General features: G+C 64.4%; 21 protein-coding genes and 1 pseudogene. 17 read left to right on the top strand and 5 right to left on the bottom strand.

Translation table 11 applies throughout. The annotated features are described in order from the left end of the window. Window positions 1-2: 2 nt before the first annotated feature. The 8 genes from hflK to D9M09_RS18730 all read left to right on the top strand — a co-directional run bounded on the left by hflK (window position 3) and on the right by D9M09_RS18730 (window position 7,341). Window positions 3-1,295, top strand: coding sequence for an FtsH protease activity modulator HflK (gene hflK / locus D9M09_RS18765; RefSeq protein ID WP_121670114.1), 1,293 nt, complete (start codon window positions 3-5; stop codon window positions 1,293-1,295). Then, window positions 1,295-2,182, top strand: a complete 888-nt coding sequence (gene hflC / locus D9M09_RS18760; RefSeq protein ID WP_070221917.1) for a protease modulator HflC — start codon at window positions 1,295-1,297, stop codon at window positions 2,180-2,182. The genes hflK and hflC overlap by 1 nt, the downstream gene beginning before the upstream one ends. Window positions 2,183-2,451: 269 nt before the next feature. Beyond that, on the top strand, window positions 2,452-3,612 hold the full coding sequence (locus D9M09_RS18755; protein WP_121670113.1) for an ATP phosphoribosyltransferase regulatory subunit: 1,161 nt from the start codon (window positions 2,452-2,454) through the stop codon (window positions 3,610-3,612). Window positions 3,613-3,615: 3 nt separating this feature from the next. Continuing rightward, window positions 3,616-4,929: an adenylosuccinate synthase gene (locus D9M09_RS18750; RefSeq protein ID WP_034752021.1), complete on the top strand. Its 1,314-nt coding sequence runs from the start codon at window positions 3,616-3,618 to the stop codon at window positions 4,927-4,929. A 66-nt stretch (window positions 4,930-4,995) separates the two neighbouring features. After that, window positions 4,996-5,541, top strand: a complete 546-nt coding sequence (locus D9M09_RS18745; RefSeq protein ID WP_034752020.1) for a phosphoribosyltransferase — start codon at window positions 4,996-4,998, stop codon at window positions 5,539-5,541. A gap of 65 nt (window positions 5,542-5,606) precedes the next feature. Then, window positions 5,607-6,116 carry a GNAT family N-acetyltransferase gene (locus D9M09_RS18740; protein WP_121670112.1) on the top strand — a complete coding sequence of 170 codons (510 nt, stop codon included), beginning with the start codon at window positions 5,607-5,609 and terminating at the stop codon, window positions 6,114-6,116. Beyond that, window positions 6,113-7,039 (top strand): WD40 repeat domain-containing protein, encoded by a 927-nt coding sequence (locus D9M09_RS18735; RefSeq protein WP_121670111.1) that lies wholly within the window; start codon window positions 6,113-6,115, stop codon window positions 7,037-7,039. Before D9M09_RS18740 ends, D9M09_RS18735 begins: the two co-directional genes overlap by 4 nt. Next, window positions 7,036-7,341: an NIPSNAP family protein gene (locus D9M09_RS18730; protein WP_034752016.1), complete on the top strand. Its 306-nt coding sequence runs from the start codon at window positions 7,036-7,038 to the stop codon at window positions 7,339-7,341. The genes D9M09_RS18735 and D9M09_RS18730 overlap by 4 nt, the downstream gene beginning before the upstream one ends. Window positions 7,342-7,360: 19 nt before the next feature. Here the strand turns inward: D9M09_RS18730 and D9M09_RS18725 are convergent, their stop codons facing one another. After that, a complete protein-coding gene (locus D9M09_RS18725; protein ID WP_121670110.1) occupies window positions 7,361-8,020 on the bottom strand; it encodes a glutathione S-transferase family protein in 660 nt (219 codons plus the stop codon). A 132-nt stretch (window positions 8,021-8,152) separates the two neighbouring features. Next, window positions 8,153-9,214, bottom strand: coding sequence for an AI-2E family transporter (locus tag D9M09_RS18720; RefSeq protein WP_070292228.1), 1,062 nt, complete (start codon window positions 9,212-9,214; stop codon window positions 8,153-8,155). 203 nt (window positions 9,215-9,417) lie between these two features. On the opposite strand from D9M09_RS18720, the gene D9M09_RS18715 reads away from it, so the two are divergent. Then, complete coding sequence (locus D9M09_RS18715; RefSeq protein ID WP_121670109.1) at window positions 9,418-10,044, top strand: flavin reductase family protein; 627 nt, start codon at window positions 9,418-9,420, stop codon at window positions 10,042-10,044. Between the two features lie 27 nt (window positions 10,045-10,071). On the opposite strand, the gene D9M09_RS18710 is transcribed toward D9M09_RS18715, so the two are convergent. Further along, window positions 10,072-11,406 (bottom strand): MFS transporter, encoded by a 1,335-nt coding sequence (locus D9M09_RS18710; protein ID WP_121670108.1) that lies wholly within the window; start codon window positions 11,404-11,406, stop codon window positions 10,072-10,074. Between the two features lie 32 nt (window positions 11,407-11,438). Next, window positions 11,439-12,242 carry a substrate-binding domain-containing protein gene (locus D9M09_RS18705; RefSeq protein ID WP_121670107.1) on the bottom strand — a complete coding sequence of 268 codons (804 nt, stop codon included), beginning with the start codon at window positions 12,240-12,242 and terminating at the stop codon, window positions 11,439-11,441. A gap of 252 nt (window positions 12,243-12,494) precedes the next feature. Here D9M09_RS18705 and D9M09_RS30060 point away from each other — a divergent pair. Together D9M09_RS30060 and D9M09_RS18700 are read left to right on the top strand one after the other, a co-directional pair. Then, a pseudogene (locus D9M09_RS30060) lies at window positions 12,495-12,634 on the top strand (helix-turn-helix domain-containing protein); the annotation flags it as partial. Between the two features lie 36 nt (window positions 12,635-12,670). Then, a complete protein-coding gene (locus D9M09_RS18700) occupies window positions 12,671-13,408 on the top strand; it encodes a LysR substrate-binding domain-containing protein (protein WP_430886701.1) in 738 nt (245 codons plus the stop codon). A 31-nt stretch (window positions 13,409-13,439) separates the two neighbouring features. Here D9M09_RS18700 and D9M09_RS18695 read toward each other — a convergent pair whose 3' ends face one another. Continuing rightward, complete coding sequence (locus D9M09_RS18695) at window positions 13,440-14,252, bottom strand: FadR/GntR family transcriptional regulator (protein ID WP_070310460.1); 813 nt, start codon at window positions 14,250-14,252, stop codon at window positions 13,440-13,442. 189 nt (window positions 14,253-14,441) lie between these two features. Here D9M09_RS18695 and D9M09_RS18690 point away from each other — a divergent pair, with 189 nt between their 5' ends. From D9M09_RS18690 to denD, 6 genes are read left to right on the top strand one after another with little or no spacing between them, the layout of a single operon-like run. After that, the gene (locus D9M09_RS18690; RefSeq protein ID WP_121670106.1) at window positions 14,442-15,770 is read left to right on the top strand and encodes an MFS transporter; all 1,329 of its coding nucleotides are present in this window, start codon (window positions 14,442-14,444) and stop codon (window positions 15,768-15,770) included. 14 nt (window positions 15,771-15,784) lie between these two features. Further along, entirely contained in the window at window positions 15,785-16,684 is a 900-nt protein-coding gene (ltnD, locus tag D9M09_RS18685; RefSeq protein WP_121670105.1) for an L-threonate dehydrogenase, read from the top strand. A gap of 21 nt (window positions 16,685-16,705) precedes the next feature. Then, the gene (gene otnK, locus D9M09_RS18680; RefSeq protein ID WP_121670104.1) at window positions 16,706-18,007 is read left to right on the top strand and encodes a 3-oxo-tetronate kinase; all 1,302 of its coding nucleotides are present in this window, start codon (window positions 16,706-16,708) and stop codon (window positions 18,005-18,007) included. Further along, complete coding sequence (gene otnC / locus D9M09_RS18675) at window positions 18,004-18,648, top strand: 3-oxo-tetronate 4-phosphate decarboxylase (protein ID WP_070221939.1); 645 nt, start codon at window positions 18,004-18,006, stop codon at window positions 18,646-18,648. Before otnK ends, otnC begins: the two co-directional genes overlap by 4 nt. Before the next feature lie 17 nt (window positions 18,649-18,665). Next, window positions 18,666-19,457 carry a 2-oxo-tetronate isomerase gene (gene otnI / locus D9M09_RS18670; RefSeq protein WP_099411633.1) on the top strand — a complete coding sequence of 264 codons (792 nt, stop codon included), beginning with the start codon at window positions 18,666-18,668 and terminating at the stop codon, window positions 19,455-19,457. Window positions 19,458-19,459: 2 nt separating this feature from the next. Continuing rightward, a complete protein-coding gene (gene denD, locus D9M09_RS18665; protein WP_121670103.1) occupies window positions 19,460-20,431 on the top strand; it encodes a D-erythronate dehydrogenase in 972 nt (323 codons plus the stop codon). The last annotated feature ends 45 nt before the right edge of the window (window positions 20,432-20,476 follow it).

Genomic DNA, 20,476 nt, shown 5'->3' with positions numbered 1-20,476 from the left:
TTATGCTTGTCTCCCTACTCAAAAAAACAGGCTTGAAGTTGTCCCTGAACGATCCCCGCTGGGGCAATCGCAAGGACGACGGCAAGAAAGCCCAAGAAGGCAAAAAGCCCGGCGAAGGTCCGCCGGACCTCGATCAGTTGTGGCGCGATTTCAATCAGCGCCTGAACGCCTTTTTCGGACAGAAGAACCGTCCCGACAACGGCGGCAATAACAACGGTGGCGGCAATGGCCCGCGCCCCGACATGAAGGGGGCCGGCATCACCGCCGGCGTCGTTGGCGTGATCGCCGTCTTCATCTGGCTCGCCAGCGGCGCCTTCATCGTGCAAGAGGGCCAGAGCGGCGTGGTGCTGACGTTTGGCCAATACACGCGCACGGCGCCCGCCGGTCTCAACTGGCGCTGGCCGTATCCGTTCCAGACCGATGAAACCGTCAACGTGTCGCAGGTGCGCACGGTGGAAGTGGGTTATCGCACCTCGCTGCGCAACAAGCAGGCCAGCGAGTCGCTGATGCTGACGGATGATGAAAACATCATCGACATCCAGTTCGCGGTGCAGTACACCTTGAAAGATCCCGTGGAATGGCTGTTCAGCCTGCGCGACCAGGAAGACACCTTGCGCCAGGTCGCCGAGACGGCGATCCGCGAAGTGGTCGGCCGCAGCAAGATGGACTTCGTGCTGTATGAAGGCCGCGAAAAAGTGGCTTTTGATACGCAGAAATTGATGCAGCAGATTCTTGAAGATTACAAGGCTGGCGTGTTGATTAACAACGTGACGATGCAGGCCGTGCAGCCGCCGGAGCAGGTGCAAGCCGCCTTCGACGATGCCGTCAAGGCAGGCCAGGACCGTGAACGCCAGAAGAATGAAGGCCAGGCCTACGCCAATGACGTCATTCCGAAAGCCCGCGGCGCAGCATTCCGCCTGGTGCAGGAAGCAGAGGCCTACCGGGCCATGGTGACCGAGAACTCCGAAGGTAACGCGTCGCGCTTCAAGCAGGTGCTGGTCGAGTACCAGAAGGCGCCGGCTGTCACGCGCGACCGCATGTACCTGGAAACGATGCAGCAAGTGTTCAGCAGTGCCAGCAAGGTCATGGTTGACGCCAAGACGGGCAGCAATCTGCTGTATCTGCCGCTCGACAAGTTGATCGCCCAGACGGCTGCCACCGATGCTGCCGCTGCCGCCGCCCGTGCTGCCGCGACACCCGCAGCCAACACCGTTTTGCCACAGGAAGCCATGCCGACAGTAGAAGTCAATCAGCGCCGTGACAGCCGCTCTTCGCGTGAACGGGAGAGCCGCTAATGAACCGTATCGTTGCCGCCCTGATCGCGGGCTTCATCGCGATCATGCTCCTTTCCTCGACCGTGTTCGTCGTCGATCAGCGTAAATACGCCATCGTCTTCGCCCTCGGTGAAGTCAAGGACGAGATCAGCAAGCCAGGCTTGTACTTCAAGCTGCCGCCGCCGTTCCAGAACGTCATCTACCTGGACAAGCGTATCCTGACGCTCGATACGCCGGAACCGGAACGCTTCATCACGGCCGAGAAGAAGAATATCCTCGTCGACGCGTATGTGAAGTGGCGCATCGTCAATCCGAAGACCTATTTCCGCAGCTTCGGCGGCGATGAAAGCCGTGCGCGCAACCGCATGTCGCAAATCGTCAAGGCGGCGCTGAACGATGAAATCACCAAGCGCACGGTGCGCGAAGTGATCTCGGGCGAGCGTGGCAAGGTGATGCAGGCGATCAAGGCCAAGGTGGCGGCCGAGGCCGAGGCTATCGGCGTAGGCATCGTCGACGTGCGCCTGAAGCGCGTCGATTACGTCGAGCAGATCAACAACTCCGTGTACGAGCGCATGAAGTCCGAGCGCGTGCGCGTGGCCAATGAACTGCGTTCGACCGGTTCGGCCGACTCCGAGAAGATCCGCGCCGACGCCGACAAGCAGCGCACGGTGATCCTGGCCGAAGCGTATCGCGAAGCCGAGAAGATCCGCGGCGAGGGCGATGCCAAGGCGTCGCAGGTGTATGCGGAAGCGTTTGGCAAGAATCCGGAGTTCTACAAGTTTTACCGCAGCCTGGAAGCTTACCGCGCCACGTTCAAGGACAAGGGCGACGTGATGGTGGTCGATCCGAGTTCGGAATTCTTCAAGTACTTCAAGGGTAACGGCACGGCCGCTCCGTCCAAGAAGTAAGACAGCATCGCACTGCACCCGGCCGCAAGGACGGGGGCGGCAGCAGCGGGGCCGGCATTGATGCCGGCCCCGTTTTTTTGTGCCCGTCTAGTTGTTGCGGGAAGGCGTAAAATGCGGTGTTTTTAGGGCCGTGCGGCAGCGTTTCGGACAACTTATCCCTAAAGGCCCGTGTTTTCGCGTAAAATATCAGGTTCGGCCTCTTGCCTGGCGCGCCCGCCGCTGCCTCGCATGATGCATTTTTTCAACTTTCTTCCGTATCTCGCTCCCTCATGCCGAATTGGCTTTTGCCCGAAAATATTGCCGATGTTCTGCCGTCGGAAGCGCGCAAGATCGAAGAGCTGCGCCGCCTCATGCTGGATAATTTCCGTCTGTACGGATATGAACTGGTGATGCCGCCGCTGCTCGAGTATCTGGAATCGCTGATGACCGGCGCTGGCAAGGATACCGACCTGCGCACGTTCAAACTGGTCGACCAGCTGTCGGGCCGCATGCTCGGCCTGCGCGCCGACATGACGACGCAAGTGGCGCGTATCGACGCCCACCTGCTCAACCGTGCCACCGTCACCCGCCTGTGCTACGCCGGCAGCGTGCTGCATACCCGTCCGTCGGGCCTGCACGCCACCCGCGAACCGCTGCAGATCGGCGCCGAAATCTATGGCCACGCCGGCCTGGAAGCGGATGCCGAGATCCAGGAACTGGCGCTCGCTTCGCTGGCACTGGCCGGTTTCGACAGCGTGCGCCTGGATCTGTCGCACGTCGGCCTGTTGCGCGCTATCATTGCGCAAGACGCCGCCGCCGGGCGCGACGAAGCTGCGCTGTACGCCTTGCTGCGCGCGAAAGATGCGCCGGGCCTGCGTGCCGTGACCGCATCCTACGATGCCGTCACGCGCGATGCGCTGCTGGCCTTGCCGAACCTGTACGGCGACATCGACGTGCTGGCGCGTGCGCGCGAAGTGCTGCCGCCGCTGCCGGGCGTGCTCAAGGCGCTGGCCGAACTGGCCGCGTTGGCAGGATCCGCGCTGGGCCGCGCCGAAGTGGCGATCGACCTGGCCGACCTGCGCGGCTACCAATATGAAAGCGGCGCGATGTTTGCGCTGTATGTACCAGGCTTGCCGAACGCGGTTGCGCGCGGCGGCCGTTATGACCACGTCGGCGAAGCGTTCGGCCGGGCACGTCCCGCGACCGGCTTCTCGCTCGATTTGCGCGAACTGGCGCGCCTGTTGCCGACCGCGGAACGGAAGCATTCGATCCGCGCGCCGTGGGGCAGCGCGCCAGAATTGAAGGAAAAAATCGCCGAGTTGCGCAAGGCGGGCGAGGTCGTGATCCAGAGTATGCCGGGTCACAGTAATGAACAAGACGAGTTCGAGTGCGATCGCGTGCTGGTACTTGCCGATAATGGTAGTAGCTGGATTCTTAAAAACTTAGGTTGAGTGATGTCAAAGAAAATTATGGCAAAGAACGTTGTTGTCATCGGCACCCAATGGGGCGATGAAGGTAAAGGCAAGATCGTCGATTGGTTGACCGATCACGCCCAAGGCGTGGTGCGCTTCCAGGGCGGCCACAATGCAGGCCACACGCTGGTCATCGGCGGCGTCAAAACCGCACTGCAGCTGATCCCGTCGGGCATCATGCGTCCAGGCGTCGCCTGCTACATCGGTAACGGCGTGGTCGTTTCCGTGCCGGACGTGCTGCGCGAAATCGACAAGCTCGAAGCGGTCGGCGTCGAAGTTGCCTCGCGCCTGAAAGTGTCGGACGCGGCGCCCGTGATCCTGCCTTACCACACCGCGATCGACCTGGCGCGTGAAGCCAAGCGTGGCGATGCGAAGATCGGCACCACCGGCAAGGGCATCGGCCCGGCCTACGAAGACAAAGTGGCGCGCCGCGCGATCCGTATCGCCGACCTGCTCAACGAGAAGCGCTTTGCCGAAAAGCTGGCCGAAAACCTCGATTACCACAACTTCGTGCTGGAAAACTACCTGAAGGCGCCGAAAGTCGACTATCAGAAGACCCTCGACGACGCGCTGGCCTATGTGCCGCGTCTGCGTCCGATGGTCACCGACGTGTCGAGCGCGCTGTACAAGGCGCACAAGGCCGGTGCGAATCTGCTGTTCGAAGGCGCGCAGGGTTCCCTGCTCGACGTCGACCACGGCACCTATCCGTTCGTCACCTCGTCGAACTGCGTGGCCGGCAATGCCGCCGCCGGTTCGGGCGTCGGTCCTGGCATGCTGCACTACATCATGGGCATCACCAAGGCTTACACGACGCGCGTCGGTTCCGGCCCGTTCCCGTCGGAACTGCCAACGGATGCGGGCGTTGGCCACCATCTGGCGCAAGTCGGCCATGAATTCGGCACCGTGACGGGCCGTGCCCGCCGCTGCGGCTGGTTCGACGCCGCCTTGCTGCGCCGCTCCGTGCAGATCAACGGCGTGACGGGCATGTGCCTGACCAAGCTGGATGTGCTGGACGGTATCGAAACGCTGAAACTGTGCACCGGCTACACCATCGACGGCGTGGCCACGGACATCTTCCCATCGGGCGCTGAAGAAGCCGCCCGTTGCGTGCCCGTGTACGAAGAGATGCCGGGTTGGACGGAAAGCACGGTCGGCGCGAAATCGCTGGCGGCCCTGCCTGCCACGGCGCGCGCCTACATCAAGCGCATCGAAGAACTGGTCGGCGTACCGGTGGACATGGTTTCGACCGGTCCGGATCGTGAAGAAACGATCGTGCTGCGCCACCCATTCGAGTAAGCTGCTGGACACAATCCGCCGCAAGGCGGATTTTTTTAATCACGCTAATAATAAGATTTCACTATCATGACTACCCCACAATCGAACGATCAACATCTCTGGGTCAACTGGGAAGAGTACCACCGCCTGATCGAGCGCCTGGCGCTCAAGGTCTATGAATCGGGCTGGAAATTCGACCAGGTATTGTGCCTGGCGCGCGGCGGCGTGCGTCCTGGCGACGTGTTCTCGCGCATTTTTGATTTGCCGCTGGCCATCCTGTCGACCAGCTCCTACCGCGAAGACGCGGGCACGGTGCGCGGCGACCTCGATATCGCCAAGTACATGACCATGACCAAGGGCCCGCTGGCCGGCCGCATCCTGCTGGTCGACGACCTGGCCGATTCCGGCGTCACGCTGGACAAGGTCACGCGTCACCTGAAGGAAAACTTCCCTGACGTGACCGAAGTCAAATCGGCCGTGATCTGGCTCAAGGGCTGCTCCGTCGTGCGTCCCGACTACTTCCTCGACGAACTGCCGCATAATCCGTGGATCCATCAGCCGTTCGAAGACTACGACGGCCTGCGTCCGCACCAGCTGGCGGCGTGGATCAAGAAGGGCGAAGCAGGCAAGTAATTGCGTGCGCGCTTGCAAAAAAAAGACGATCGTGTATCGTCTTTTTTTTCGTCCAAGGAAATGCGATGACCATACTGACGACGGCGCGGCTGCGCCTGGAACCGATCAACGAGAGCCACTACGAGCGCATGCGCACGCTCAACACCGATCCCGAGGTGATGACCTACCTGAACGCGGGCCAGCCCGAGACGGAAGAAAATACGCGCGCGGCCATCACGCGCATCACGGGCCGCTGGGCCGAGTGGGGCTACTCGTGGTGGGCGCTGATCCGCCTCGATGACGGCGAGATGGTGGGCATGGCCTGCCTGCAGCATCTCGATGGCGACAAAAGCAAACCGCATGAAATCGGCTGGCGCCTGGCGCGCACGGGCTGGGGGCAGGGCTATGCCAGCGAGGCGGCGGCCGCCATCGTCGCGCATGCGTTCGACGTCGTCGGCGCGCCGGAAGTGGTGGCCGTGGCCCATCCCGACAACGCCGCCTCGATCAAGGTCATGACGCGCCTGGGCATGCAATATGTGGGCATGGAACGTCATTACGATATCGACAGCGTCGTCTACCGCCTGGCGCGCCCATGACGGCAGCGCGCAAGCCGCTGAAGCTGGGCTGCAGCTACGGCGTGCGGTTCTCGCCCGACGGCACGCGCCTGGCGGTGCTGGGGCGCGACCTGGTCCTGTGGGACGTGGCGGCACGCCAGAAACTGTGGCGCGGCAAATTCATCGCGCACATGTCGGGCTTTGCCTTTTCGCCCGATGGGGGCCGGCTGGCCATCAAGAGCACGACGGGCCTGCTGGCCGTGGTGGATGCCCAGACGGGACAACTGCTGCTCAATTTCCAGAACAGGAAGGATGGCGAAGGCTGCGGCCCCGCGTGGTCGCCGTGCGGGCAGTATCTTGCCGATGGGGGCTGGGATGGCAGCCTGCGGCTGCGCGACGCGCAGACGGGCGAGCTGCTCTTCACGCAGGCGCATCCGGGCGAGATGCTGCGCGCCATGCACGCCATCGATGGCGGGCGGCGCTTGCTGGTCCTGCACGGCGTCAAATCGGTGGACGAGGGGCAGGTGCAGCCGCCCGACTACTGCAGCGTATGGGACTGGCCCCTGCGGGCGGGCGGCGGGCGCAAGGTGCTGTCGCTGCCAGGACTGAAGTCGTGCGCGCCATCGCCCGACGGAGCGTCCCTGGCCGCGCTGCATCACGCGGGTGGAGAGGAGTTCCTGTCGGTATATGCGCTGGCCGATGGCCGCCGGCTGGCCACGGTGCCGGTGGAGGCGGGCGGCGGCACGGGCGACGCCTTGCGCTGGCTGCCCGACGGCAGCGCGCTGGGACGCATCGGCAAGGGCAAGCTGCTGTTGTATGGCTGGCCCGGGCTCTGCGTCCTGGAGCAGGAAGAATTTACGTATCCCTGCGCGCTGGACTTTTTGCCTGGCTCGCCATTGTCCGCCATCGGCTCCTGGGAATCCGGCATGCTGATGGAGTTGAACATACACAAGGAAACCGCATGATCACCTGTTATTTGCGCTACATCATCGACCCGTATAAATTGCGGGAATTCGAAGCCTACGGCAAGCTGTGGATACCGCTGGTCGAACGCTTCGGCGGCCAGCACCACGGCTACTTTTTGCCATCGGAAGGCGCGAGCAACGTGGCCCTGGCCATGTTCTCGTTTCCCAGCCTGGCCTTGTACGAGCAGTACCGCAGCGATTCGATGCAGGACGCCGAATGCCAGGCCGCCTTCCGCTATGCCGAGGAGACGCGCTGCATCGTCAGCTACGAGCGCAGTTTTTTCCGGCCCGTGTTTGCCTGAACAGGTTTACTGAACAAGGTCAGTCGCGCTGCGGCGCACCCAGGGGGAAGAGGTGGCGGTACGGACGTGCCTCTTCCACCGCGCGGGCGAACGATGGACGGGCCAGCAAGCGGGCGCGATAGGCGCGCAGCAGGGGCAGCGTGGCGGGAATCGGCTGCGTCCAGTCCGCATAGAACAGCGACGGAGCGGCGGCGCAGTCGGCCAAGGTAAAGTCTTCGCCCGTCGCCCACGTCTTGCCGGCCAGGCGGGTTTCCAGCCAGGCGTAGGCGAGGTCCAGCTTGTTGCCGGCAAACACGCGGCCTTCCTCGGTCTTCGCCGGGTCGCCCGTCAGGGCGGCGCCGACGGCATGCTGCACGGGCGTCATGACGTGCAGGTCGAAATAGCGGTCGAGAAAGCGCACGTCCAGGGCCTGCATGGCGTCGTCCGGCAGCAGGCGCAGCGGGCCGGGATGGGCCAGCTGCAGGTATTCGATGATGATGCTGGTCTCGGCGACGTTGCGCTCCCCATCCACCAGCAGCGGAAACTTGCGCAGCGGCCAGCGCGCCAGCCACTGCTGCAGGTGCTGCGGCATGTCCGGCGCCAGGCGGCGGAAATCGAACGGTATGGCGTTTTCGTACAGGGCGATGAGCACCTTTTGCGTGTACGAGGAAAAGGGATGGCCGTAGAGGATCAGCGACACGGTGGGATCTCCTGTGCAAGGTTGGCAACACGCGCGTGCAGCAACGATAGTGCAATCACCGGATCAATGCAAGCGGTCCGGGCCATGCTGATGTCGGCGCCGTGGCATTGCCCGCTCCCCCAGTGCCAGGCTTTAATCCTCAGCCTGGAATTCGCTGGCCGAGACGAACAGGTCCCACGAGGCGATGAACAGGGCCGCCACCACGGGGCCGATGACAAAGCCGTTCAGGCCGAACAGGGCCATGCCGCCCACGGTCGACAGCAGCACCACGTAGTCGGGCATCTTCGTGTCCTTGCCCACCAGGATAGGGCGCAGCACGTTGTCGACGAGGCCGATGACGAAGACGCCGAAGGCGGCCAGGCCGGCGCCTTGCCAGATGGCGCCCGTGGCCAGGAAATAGGCTGCCACGGGCGCCCACACGAGGGCGGCGCCGACGGCCGGCAGCAGCGACAGGAAGGCCATCAGCACGGCCCACAGCAGGGGCGCCGGCACGTCGAGGAACCAGAACGCCAGGCCGCCGAGGGCACCCTGGGCGATCGCCACGAGGATGTTGCCTTTCACCGTGGCGCGGATCACCGTGGTGAAATTGGTGAACAGGCGCTGCTTGTACTTGCGGCTCAGCGGCACGGCGTTCTTGATGCGGGCCGACAGGGTCGAGCCATCGCGCATGAGGAAAAACAGCAGGTACAGCATGATGCACAGGCTGGTGAGGAATTCGAAGGTGTACAGGCCCACATTGATGGCTTTGACGGCCACCACCTGGCTTACCTGCGTGGCGCCCTCGGCCAGCTTGTCCTGCAGGCTCGCCAGGCTGGTCAGGTTGAAGCGCTCGAGCAGGTTGATCAGCCACTGCGGCAGCACGGCCATGATTTTATTGAAGAACATGGCGACCGTGATTTCGCCCGAACGCACCATCTCCACCACGCTGGCCGCCTGGTTCACGAGCGACACGGAAATGAGCGACAGCGGCAGGATCACGATGACGATGATCAACAGCAAGGTCAGCAGCGACGCCAGGCCGGCGCGGCCCCGGGTTTTGGCCAGCAGCCAGCGGTACACGGGCGCGAACAGGATCGCCAGGATGACGCCCCAGAAGATGGCGCCCGCATACGGCGCCAATATCCAGCCGAAGCCGATGGTGACGATGCTCAAGAGGAGCAGGAACACTTTCTGGTGCAGCGTGAGGGTAGGCATGGGCGATAGCGCAATGATAAGGGTTGAGTTGCCCCATCATAAGCGAGGCCAAGGGCCGTGCGCCATACAATTGTCGCGCTGCGTGCGCGAGCGCACCCGGCGCGCCGGCGGGCTGGCAACGCGGTGGCGGCAATTCCAGTAAGCTGTCGTTCCAGGCGTTCCATCCCGGGCGCCGTTGACTTCCTTTGACTTCAGGAATCCGCGTGCTTGACCCCATCCATTTTTATGAACCTGCGCAGGGCCACGGCCTGCCGCACGATCCCTTTAACGCCATCGTGGGGCCGCGTCCGATCGGCTGGATCGCCTCGCGCAGCAGTGCGGGCGTGCTCAATCTGGCGCCGTACAGCTTTTTCAACGCCTTCAATTACCATCCGCCGCTGATCGGCTTTTCCAGCATCGGCCGCAAGGATACCTTGCGCAATATCGAACAGACGGGCGAGTTTGTGTGGAACCTGGCGACCCGTCCGCTGGCCGAGGCCATGAACGCCAGTTGCGCGCCGGCGCCGCCCGAAGTCGACGAATTCGCGCTGGCCGGCCTGACGCCGGCCGCCTCGCGCATCGTGGACGTGCCGCGCGTGGCCGAAAGCCCCGTGTCCTTCGAATGCCGGCGCACGCAGATCATCGAGCTGCAGGGTGTGAACGGGCAAGGCGTGGGCAGCTGGCTGGTGCTGGGGGAGGTGGTGGGCGTGCACATCGCGCACCATCTGCTGGTCGACGGCGTGTACGACACGGCCGCCGCCGCGCCGATCTTGCGCGGCGGCGGCCCGGCCGATTATTTCGAGATCGGACCGGCCAGCCTGTTCCACATGCGCCGGCCAGCCTGGCCGTAATGCGCCGTCTGGCCAGGCCGTACTGGTTCAGGCTGGAACGGGATGGCGCTCCTTGACGATGCCTCGATAGATCAGCCACGTTGCCAGCAGGCTGATGGCGCCGGCGCCCGCCATCCAGTAGCCTGGCGCCGCCTTGTCGCCGGTGCTCTCGATCAGCAGGGTCGACACCAGCGGCGTCAGGCCGCCGAACAGCGCGGTGGCCAGGCTGTAGGCCAGCGAAAAGCCCGTGGTCCGCACGCTGGCCGGGATGATTTCCGTCAGCGCGACGATGGTGGCGCCGTTGTAGCTGCCGTACAGGAAGGACAGCCACAGCTCGACCATCAGCATGTGCTCGAAACTGGGATGGGCGACCAGCCAGGACAGGGACGGGTACGCGGTCAGCATCGTCAGCGCCGCGCACGCGGCCATGATGGGCCAGCGCCCGATGCGGTCGGACAGCGCGCCCATGACGGGCAGCCAGAGGAAGTTCGACAGGCCGATGCACAAGGTGACGAGCAGGCTGTCTTCGGTGCTCAGTTTGAGCACGCTCTTGCCGAAGGTCGGCGTGTAGACGGTGATCAGATAGAACGCCACTGTCGTCAGCACGATCAGCATCGCGCCGCTGACGACCAGCGGCCAGTTGAGGCTGATGGTCTTGAGCATTTGCCGGAACGTCGGATGCGACTTGCGCGTCAGATAGGCCTCGGTCTCCTGCAGCGAACGGCGGATGTAGAACACCACGGGGATGATGGAGCATCCGATGAAGAACGGGATGCGCCAGCCCCAGTCCGCGATGAATTCCTTGCTCAAGGTTGCGTTGAGATAGTAGCCGAGCGCCGCGGAAAAGATGATGGCGACTTGCTGGCTGGCCGATTGCCAGCTGACGTAATAGCCCTTGTTGCCGGGTGTCGCCATCTCGGACAGGTAGACCGACACGCCGCCCAGCTCCACGCCGGCGGAGAAACCTTGCAGCAAGCGCCCGATCAGCACGAGGAACGGCGCCAGCAAGCCGATGGTCGCATAGCCGGGCACGAAGGCGATCAGCGCCGTGCCGGAAGCCATGATGGCCAGGGTCAGCACCAGTCCCTTGCGCCGGCCGATGCGGTCGATATAGCTGCCGAGGATGATGGCGCCCAGCGGCCGCATGAAAAACCCCGCGCCGAAGGTGGCGAAGGTCATCATCAGGGCCGCGTATTCGCTGGTGGCGGGGAAGAAGGCCTTGGCAATATACGTCGCGTAAAAGCCGAACAGGAAAAAATCGTACATTTCGATGAAGTTCCCGCTCGTCACCCGGATGACGGTGGCGATGCGCGAGGGAGGGCGTGCCTGTGTGCGCGGCGCTGTCGGCTCGGCGAGGGGCGCGGCGGTCGATGGAATGGCCATGATTTACCTCGATGAAAGATGAGTGACGTCGCCTAGTGCGTTGCTGTCGCTGGTGCCGATGCCGGCTGCAGCCCGGTCGCTTCGATCGCGCCGGCGTTGGCAGGGGCGGCGAGGAAGCGCAGCAAGGCGCGGCCGGCTTCCGGTTCCTTGCCGCCCGGGACCAGCGCCGCCGAAAACTGCGTCATCAGCTGCACTTCCGGCGGCAGCAGGCCGACGATGTCGATGCCTTGGACCGGCAGCAGCTCGCTGCGCTGCTGGCAGCCGAAATCGGCCTCGCCATGCGCGATGATTTCGCCGACGGGGGTGGCGGGAATTTTGGCGGCCTTGCCCTGCATCTGCTCCGCGATGTGCAGTGTCTTCATCAGTTGCTTCTCGATGTATTCGCCGCTGGCGCTGTCCGAATAGGCCACCTTGTGCGCCTGCAGGAAAGCGCTGCGCAAGCCCTCGGAGGTGCTGATGTCGGGCTTTGCCGCGCCGTGGCGCACGGCGCAGGCAATCGGCGAATTGGCCAGGACCACCTTGCTGCCGGGGACGAGGCGGCCTTCCTGCATCAGTTTGTCGAGCGCGTCGCCGACCATGATGACGACGGCGATCGGCTCGCCGCGCGCCAGCCGCGCCGGGATCGCATTCCTGATGGTGCCCATCGACGGTCCCCATTCGGACAGCAACTGGTCGCCGCTGGCGCGTTCGTAGGCGGGCGCCAGGTTTTTGTAGGCCTGGGCGAAGCCGCCCGAGCTGACCACGCGGATGTCGGCGGCATGGGCCGCGCCGGCGGCCAGCAGCACCAGCGCCGCGAGCAGCGGGCGCGAGGTTTGCAGCAGAGTATGCTGAGGCATGATGGTTCTCCTGATGTTAAAATTTTTTCATGAGGCCGGGTGTCAAGCCCGTGCCGTGGCGGTTGTTGAGGTGTGTTTCCGTGACGCCGGCAGCGTCGTGCCGCCGGCCGCCGGTAAAAGCGCGAACGTGGAATGGTGTCGCATCATGTCTCCTTTTTCAGTTCAGGCCTTCTTGGCGAGGCTCAGCATTCAGACCCCATCATCGTTGAAATGGCATAATTTGATAATTGCAATTTTCCCGGGGATTAATGCATGCAGCGCATCAATTACGAGCTTCATGATTTGCAGGCTTTTGTGGCCGTGGCGGAGCGCAACAGCTTTCGCCAGGCCGCGGCGGACCTGTTCCTGTCGCAGCCGGCGCTCAGCCGCCGCATCGAAAACTCGAGGATGCGCTGGGGGTCAAGCTGTTCGAGCGCACCACACGGCGCGTGCAGCTGACCAATGTGGGGCAGGTGTTCCTGGTAAACGTGCGCGATGCGCTCAACGGCCTGGAAGATGCCGTGCTGGGAGTGGCCGACCTGGCCGCGCACCGCACGGGGACGGTGACATTCGCCTGCGTGCCCTCGGCCGTGTGGCATTTCCTGCCGGACGTGCTCAAGCGCTTCAGCGCGCAGTTTCCGAAAATTCGCGTGCGCGTGCATGACGAAAGCGCGCAGGACGTGCTCAACCTCGTGCTGTCTGGCGAGGCGGATTTCGGCATCAGCTTTACGGGCGCGGAAAATCCGGAGATCCATTTCCAGCCCATCTACGTCGAGACCTACGTGCTGGCGATGCGGGCCGATCACAGACTGGCCAAGCGCAAGAAGCTGAGCTGGAAGGATACCGTCGACGAACGCTATATCTCGGTGGCCAAGTCGAGCGGCGACCGCAGCGTGCTCGATGCGGCGCTGGCCGGCGTGGAAAAACACCCGTGGATCTCGTGCGAGATCAACCACGTGTCAGGCATCCTGGCGCTGGTGGAGTCGGGCTTGGGCGTGGCGGCGGTGCCGGGCCTGTCGATTCTGCCGGAGCGGCAAGGCGCGGTGGTCGGCGTGCCCCTCGTCAATCCCGCCGTCAAGCGCACGCTGGGCTTGATCAGCCGGCATCAGCACGCGATGCCGCCCGCGTCACGCACCCTGTTCGACATGATGAGCGCGAGCATAGGAAAGCAGGGGCGGCGGGCATGAGCGCAGCGCAGGTGAGGCGGTGACGTAGATCTTATTTTTGCATGATGGGATCGCGCCCCAGCGTGCGCGCCAGCGCGCCGCCGTCGCCGCGCCAGAATTCGCGGTCGGCCAGGCGCACGCGCTCGGCCGCGTGCTGCATGTGTTCCATGGCCGCCTGGCGTGCCCGCTGCGGGTCGCCATCGGCGATCGCCTGCACGATCTTTTCATGTTCGCGCCGCACTTCGATGGAAAAGTCCGTGCGCCGCGCTTCATTCGCGCGCGTCACCTTGACGGCCGAGCGAATCGGGTCGGCGAACATGGCGACGAATTTCGGCCAGTAGGGGTTGCCCGTCGCCTCGGCGATGCACAGGTGCAGGCGCACGTCTTCTTCCACGCCGTCGACGCCGGCCGCCACGGCTTCCTCGATGCGGCGCAGTGCGTGTTCGATGTCGGCCAGCTGGCCCGGCGTGCGCCGCACGGCCGCCAGCGCGGCGATTTCCGCTTCCAGTCCCTGGCGCACCTCGATCAGATTCAGCAGCGACTGCACGGACTGCTCCGTCAGCTCGTCGCCCCGTTCGCCAGTCTTCGCGCCATCCTGCGCGCAGACGAACGTGCCGCTGCCCTTGCGCGTGGCGACGATGCCGTCCGCCTGCAGCAGGGCGATGGCTTCGCGCAGCACCGTGCGGCTGACGCCGAAGTGCGTTGCCATCGCTTGCTCGGACGGCAGACGCGTGCCGCCGGCCAGGCCATCGTTGTGAATCTGCTGGCGCAGCCGTGCCGCCACCCGCGCACCCAGCGTGCCGGTGGTGAAACTGCCCGCGGCGGGCTCCGGCGGGGGAAGGGTAAAGCGGAACGTGCGGTCCATCGGGTGCATCCTTGTGCTAGCGGTTTTTATGCGGGCTTGCCTGCTTGCCATTATATGGAATATACAGCTTGACACACACAAAACACACACATAATATACATCCATACAAATTTTAGACAAGTTGCCAGCCACCTCCGGTGGACCATAAAAACCCGGCACGGTCGATCCCCCAGCGATCAGGAGACAAGCATGGACGTATCACAAGCATTGCCCGGGCAGCCGGCCGGCGTGGCCGCCAGCCAGAAAACCATCGACGACGCCGTCTATCGCAAGGTGACCTGGCGCATCATCCCCTTCCTCATGCTGTGTTACATCGTCGCTTACCTCGACCGTGTCAACGTGGGCTTCGCCAAGCTGCAAATGCTGGCCGACCTGCAGTTTTCCGAAACCGTGTACGGCCTGGGCGCCGGCGTGTTCTTCCTCGGCTACTTCCTGTTCGAAGTGCCCAGCAACGTGATGCTGCACAAGATCGGCGCGCGCGTGTGGATCGCCCGCATCATGATCACCTGGGCCATCATCTCGGGCGCCTTCATGTTCGTCACCACGCCAACCCAGTTCTACGTGATGCGCTTCCTGCTCGGCATCGCCGAGGCGGGCTTCTTCCCCGGCATCATTCTCTATTTGACCTACTGGTATCCGTCCGAGCGCCGCGCGCGCATGGTGTGCACCTTCATGGCCGCCATCCCCGTGGCGGGCCTGATCGGCGGCCCCCTGTCGGGCTGGATCATGGAAACCTTCGCCGGCTGGCACGGCTATGCGGGCTGGCAGTGGATGTTCGTGCTCGAAGCGATACCCGCCGCGCTGATGGGCGTGGCCGTGCTGCTGTACCTCGATAACAGCATCCGCGCCGCGAAGTGGCTGACGGAAGACGAAAAAGTCATCCTCGAGCAGCGCATTGCCACGGAAGCGCAGGGCAAGGTATCGCACCCGTCGATCCGCGCCATGTTCGCCGACCCGCGCATCTGGGTCATGGCCCTGATTTATTTCTGCTGCGTGATGGGCCAGTATTCGCTGACCTTCTGGCTGCCCAGCCTGATCAAGGCGGCCGGCGTGACGGGCGTGCTCAATATCGGCCTGTTCACGGCGATTCCGTACTCCGTGGCCGTGGCGTCGATGATCCTGCTGGGCCGCAGCTCGGACAAATACCGCGAACGCCGCTGGCACATGGCGATCCCGCTGGTGGTCGGCGCCGCCGCCATCGTCTGCAGCGCGCTGGCCGGCGCCCACAACACGGGCTGGGCCATCTTCTTCCTGACGATCGCCGCCGGCGGCATCCTGGCCGCCTCGCCGATGTTCTGGAGCCTGCCGACGGCTTTCCTCGGCGGCGTCTCGGCCGCCGCGGGCATCGCCGCCATCAATTCGGTGGGCAACCTGGCCGGCTTCGCGGCGCCGTACATGATCGGTTCGATCAAGGACCTGACGCAATCGACCGACATCGCCATCTACCTGCTGGCCGGCATCCTGGTGATCGGCGCATTCATCATCATGCGCGTGCCGGCCAAGCTGGTGAACAAATAAGACTGGAGTAGCAGATGAACGTGGAAATGAAAAAAGTGGGCGTGATCGGCCTGGGCGCCATGGGCATGGGCATTGCGCAATCGTTGCTGCGCGCGGGCTTCGACGTGCATGCCTGCGACGTGCGCCCGGAAACCGTGCAAACGCTGGTCGACAAGGGCGCCCATGCGGCGCAATCGCCGGCCGCGCTGGCGGCGCAGGTGCAAGCCTTGCTGATCGTCGTCGTCAATGCGCAGCAGACGGAGGTCGTGCTGTTTGGCGAACACGGCGCGGCCAGCGCCCTGGCGCCGGGCAGCGTCGTCATCGCCTGCGCCACCGTGGCGCCCGAATTTGCCGAAGCGCTCGGTGCGCGCCTGGCGGCCATGGGACTGCGCTTCATCGACGCGCCCATTTCCGGCGGCGCGGCCAAGGCGCAAGCCGGCGAGATGTCGGTGATGGCGGCCGGCGCGCCCGATGCGTTCGACGCTTGCGCCGGTATTTTCGACGCCATCTGTGCAAAGCTGTACCGCCTGGGCGAGCAGCCGGGGCAGGGCTCGAAAGTCAAGATGATCAACCAGCTGCTGGCCGGCGTGCACATCGCCGCCGCCGCCGAAGCGATGGCGCTGGGCTTGCGCGCCGGCTGCGACGCCGATGCCTTGTACGAAGTCATTTCAAACAGCGCCGGCAGTTCCTGGATGTTCCAGAACCGGGTGCCGCACATTTTGAAGGGCGACTATACGCCGTTATCAAGCGTGAACATTTTCGTGAAAGACCTGGGCATCGTGCTCGATTACGCGAAAAAGAGCGTCTTTCCACTGCCCCTGTCGGCCACGGCGCACCAGATGTTCATGCAGGCGTCGGCCGCTGGCTTTGGCGGCGAGGACGATGCGGCCGTGATTAAAACTTTCCCCGGTATCGATCTGCCGGCGAAAGCGTAACTGAATCAAAAAGGAATCATGATGACTGTATTACTGGGATGTATCGCCGACGATTTCACGGGCGGCACCGACCTGGCCGGCATGCTGGTCAAGGCCGGCATGCGCACGGTGCAGCTGATCGGCGTGCCGCAAGGTCCGCCGCCAGCCGACGTCGATGCCGTCGTCATCGCGCTCAAGTCGCGCACGAATGCGCCGGAAGAGGCGGTGGCCGAATCGCTGGCCGCGCTGGCCTGGCTGCAGCAAGCCGGATGCCGCCAGTTCTACTTCAAGTACTGCTCCACGTTCGACTCCACGCCGCGCGGCAATATCGGTCCCGTGGCCGAAGCGCTGATGCGGGCGCTCGACACGGACTTCACGATCGCCTGCCCCGCGTTTCCCGCCAACGGCCGCACCATCTACAAGGGCAACCTCTTCGTCGGCGACGTGCCGCTGGCCGAGTCGGGCATGCGCGACCATCCCCTGACGCCGATGACGGATTCGAATCTGGTGCGCGTGCTGCAGCAGCAGGTGCAGGCCAAGGTGGGCCTGGCCGATTACAGTGTGGTGGAGAAGGGCGCGGCCGCCATCTCCCAGCGCTTCACGGACTTGCGCGGCCAGGGCTGCCATTTCGCCGTCGTCGATGCCGTGTCGAACCGCGACCTGGAAGCCATCGGTGCCGCTTGCGCCGACTTGAAACTGATCACGGGCGGTTCCGGCATCGCGTTGGGATTACCGCAGAATTTTCGACAGCGGGGCCAGTTGTCGCCATCGCCTGCGGGCCAGGCGGGGCGCTTGCCGCCGGCCTCCGGATTGCGCGCCGTGATCTCGGGCAGCTGTTCCGTGGCCACGCAGCAGCAGGTGGCGCACCTGCGCGAACTGGCGCCGTCCTTCCACGTCGACCCTTTGTCGCTGGCCGCGGGCGGCGAGGTGGTGGACGCCGTGGTGGCGCAGGCGCTGGCCTGGGCGAATCAACACCTGGCGCAAGGCCCCATTTTGATCTATGCCACGGCCACGCCGGACGCCGTGCGCGCCGTGCAGGCGCAGCTGGGCGTGGAGCGTGCCGGCGCCCTCGTCGAGGAAGCCCTGGCCGCCATCGCGCAGGGACTGGTGCGCCTCGGCGTGGGCCAGTTGATCGTCGCCGGCGGCGAAACCTCGGGCGCCGTGGTGAAAGCGCTGGGCATTGCCGGCTTGCGCATCGGCCCCGAAATCGACCCCGGCGTGCCCTGGACGCTAGCCTTGCCAGCGCCGGGCGACGAAGGCAGGGCACCGTTGGCGCTGGCGCTCAAGTCCGGCAATTTCGGCACCGTGGATTTCTTCAGCAAGGCCTGGCAGGTGCTGGCATGAGCGCCACGGAATCGCGCCAGCGCGAGCTGATCGTCGACTTCGGCAAGTCCCTGTTCGAAAGGGGCTTGACGGCGGGCAGCAGCGGCAACCTGAGCGTGCGCCTGTCCGACGGCTGGCTGCTCACGCCGACGAACGCCAGCCTGGGCCGGCTCGATCCGGCGCAGCTGTCCAAGCTCGATTGGGATGGCAAGCTGATCAGCGGAGCGCCGCCGTCCAAGGAGGCGTTCCTGCACCGCGCCATGTACGCAGAGCGGAGCAGCGCGGGCGCCATCGTGCACCTGCACTCGACGCATTCGGCCGCCGTGTCGTGCATGTGCGGCTTGAACCATGACGACTGCATCCCGCCGCTCACGCCATACTTTGTGATGAAGGTGGGGCGCTTGCCGCTGGTGCCGTATCACCGTCCGGGCGACCCGGCGCTGGCGGGCGCGATCGGCGCCATGGCGCGCAAGCACTCGGCCGTGCTGCTGGCCAATCACGGTCCCGTCGTGTCGGGCACGAGCCTGGAAGCGGCCGTGTATGCGGCCGAGGAACTGGAAGAGACGGCCAAGCTGTTTTTGCTGCTGCGCGACGTGCCCACGCGTCCGCTCGACGCGGCGCAGATCGCGGATCTGAAGCAGACATTCAAACTCGAACTATAGAATTCAAGGAGACACGCATGCCCCGTTTTGCCGCCAATCTGACCATGATGTTCAATGAAGTGCCTTTCCCGCAGCGCTTTGCCGCCGCCGCGCAAGCGGGTTTCACGGGCGTCGAATTTTTGTTCCCCTACGATCACGCGCCGCAGGAAGTGGCCGGCTGGCTGCGCGAAAACAAGCTGCAGAACGTGCTGTTCAACCTGCCGCCGGGCGACTGGGCGGCCGGTGAGCGGGGCATCGCCTCGCTGCCGGGCCGCGAAGCGGAATTTCGCGCTGGCGTGGCACAGGGCATCGCATATGCGCTGGCGCTGGGCACGCCGCGCGTGCACATGATGGCGGGCCTGCTGCCCGTGGGCGCCGACCTCGCTCTGCACCGCGCCACCTACCTGGCCAACCTGCGGTACGCGGCGAAAGCCGTGGGCGAGCATGGCATCGAGCTCCTGATCGAACCGATCAACGGGCGCGACATGCCCGGCTATTTCCTCGTCACGCAGGCGCAGGGCCATGCGCTGCGCCTGGAGTCGGGCGCGCCCAACGTCAAGGTGCAGATGGATTTTTATCACACGCAGATCGTCGAGGGCGATATCGCCATGACGTTCCAAAACAACTTCGACGGCATCGGCCACGTGCAGATCGCCAGCGTCCCGGCCCGCAATGAACCGGACGATGGCGAAGTCAATTACCCGTATTTATTCAGGCTGCTCGACGAGCTCGACTACGAGGGCTGGATCGGCTGCGAATACCGTCCGCGCGGGCGCACCGAGGATGGCCTGGGCTGGCTCGCTGCATACAACAACAAACAAGGAGCATGAAGATGAAAGTACTGATTACCGGCGGCGCCGGTTTCCTGGGACAGCGCCTGGCGCGCCAGTTGCTGGCGCAAGGCCGCTTGACGGACAGCCACGGCCAGCTGCAAGCGATCAGCGAGCTGGTTTTGGTCGACGTGGTGGCCGCGCATGACTTCCACGATGCGCGCGTCAAAGTGGTCACGGGCGACATCGCCGATGGCGCCTTGATGCGCGCCACCATCGATGCGCAGACCGCGTCGATCTTCCACCTGGCCGCCATCGTCAGCGGCCAGGCGGAAGCCGATTTCGAGCTGGGCATGCGCATCAACCTCGATGCCTCGCGTTTGCTGCTCGATATCTGCCGCGAACTGGGGCACAAGCCGAAAGTGGTCTTCACCAGCTCCGTGGCCGTCTACGGCGGCAAGCTGCCGGACGTGGTGCAGGACACCACCGCGCTGAACCCGCAATCGTCGTACGGCGCGCAAAAAGCCATCGGCGAATTGCTGCTCAATGACTACAGCCGCCGCGGCTTTGTCGATGGCCGCGTGCTGCGCCTGCCCACCATCAGCGTGCGTCCCGGTAAGCCGAACAAGGCGGCGTCGTCTTTCGCCAGCGGCATCATCCGCGAACCGTTGAATGGCGAGGCGGCCGTCTGCCCTGTGTCCACCGATTTGCGATTGTGGCTGCTGTCGCCGCGCGGCGCCATCGCCTCGCTGATCGCCGGCCACGAACTGGCGGGCGAGGCCTTTGGCGCCAGCCGCACGGTGAACTTGCCGGGTTTGAGCGTGAGCGTGGGCGAGATGATCGCCGCGCTGGAACAAGTCGCCGGCGCGGACGTCGTTGCCCGCATCAGCTATGCGCCCGATCCGGCCGTCGAGCGCATCGTCAAGAGCTGGCCCGGCGCCTGGGACACGGCACGGGCCGAGTCGCTGGGCTTGACGGCCGATGCGGATTTCGCCAGCATCATCCGTGCGTATATCGAGGATGTGAAAGCATGAAGCCGCGTAGGTCGGATTAGCGGCGGCACGCCGCGTAATCCGACA

Origin of the sequence: Janthinobacterium agaricidamnosum (assembly GCF_003667705.1) — a bacterium.
In the GTDB taxonomy this organism is placed as follows: Bacteria; Pseudomonadota; Gammaproteobacteria; order Burkholderiales; family Burkholderiaceae_D; genus Janthinobacterium.
This window is presented reverse-complemented; position numbering and strand designations above follow the sequence as displayed.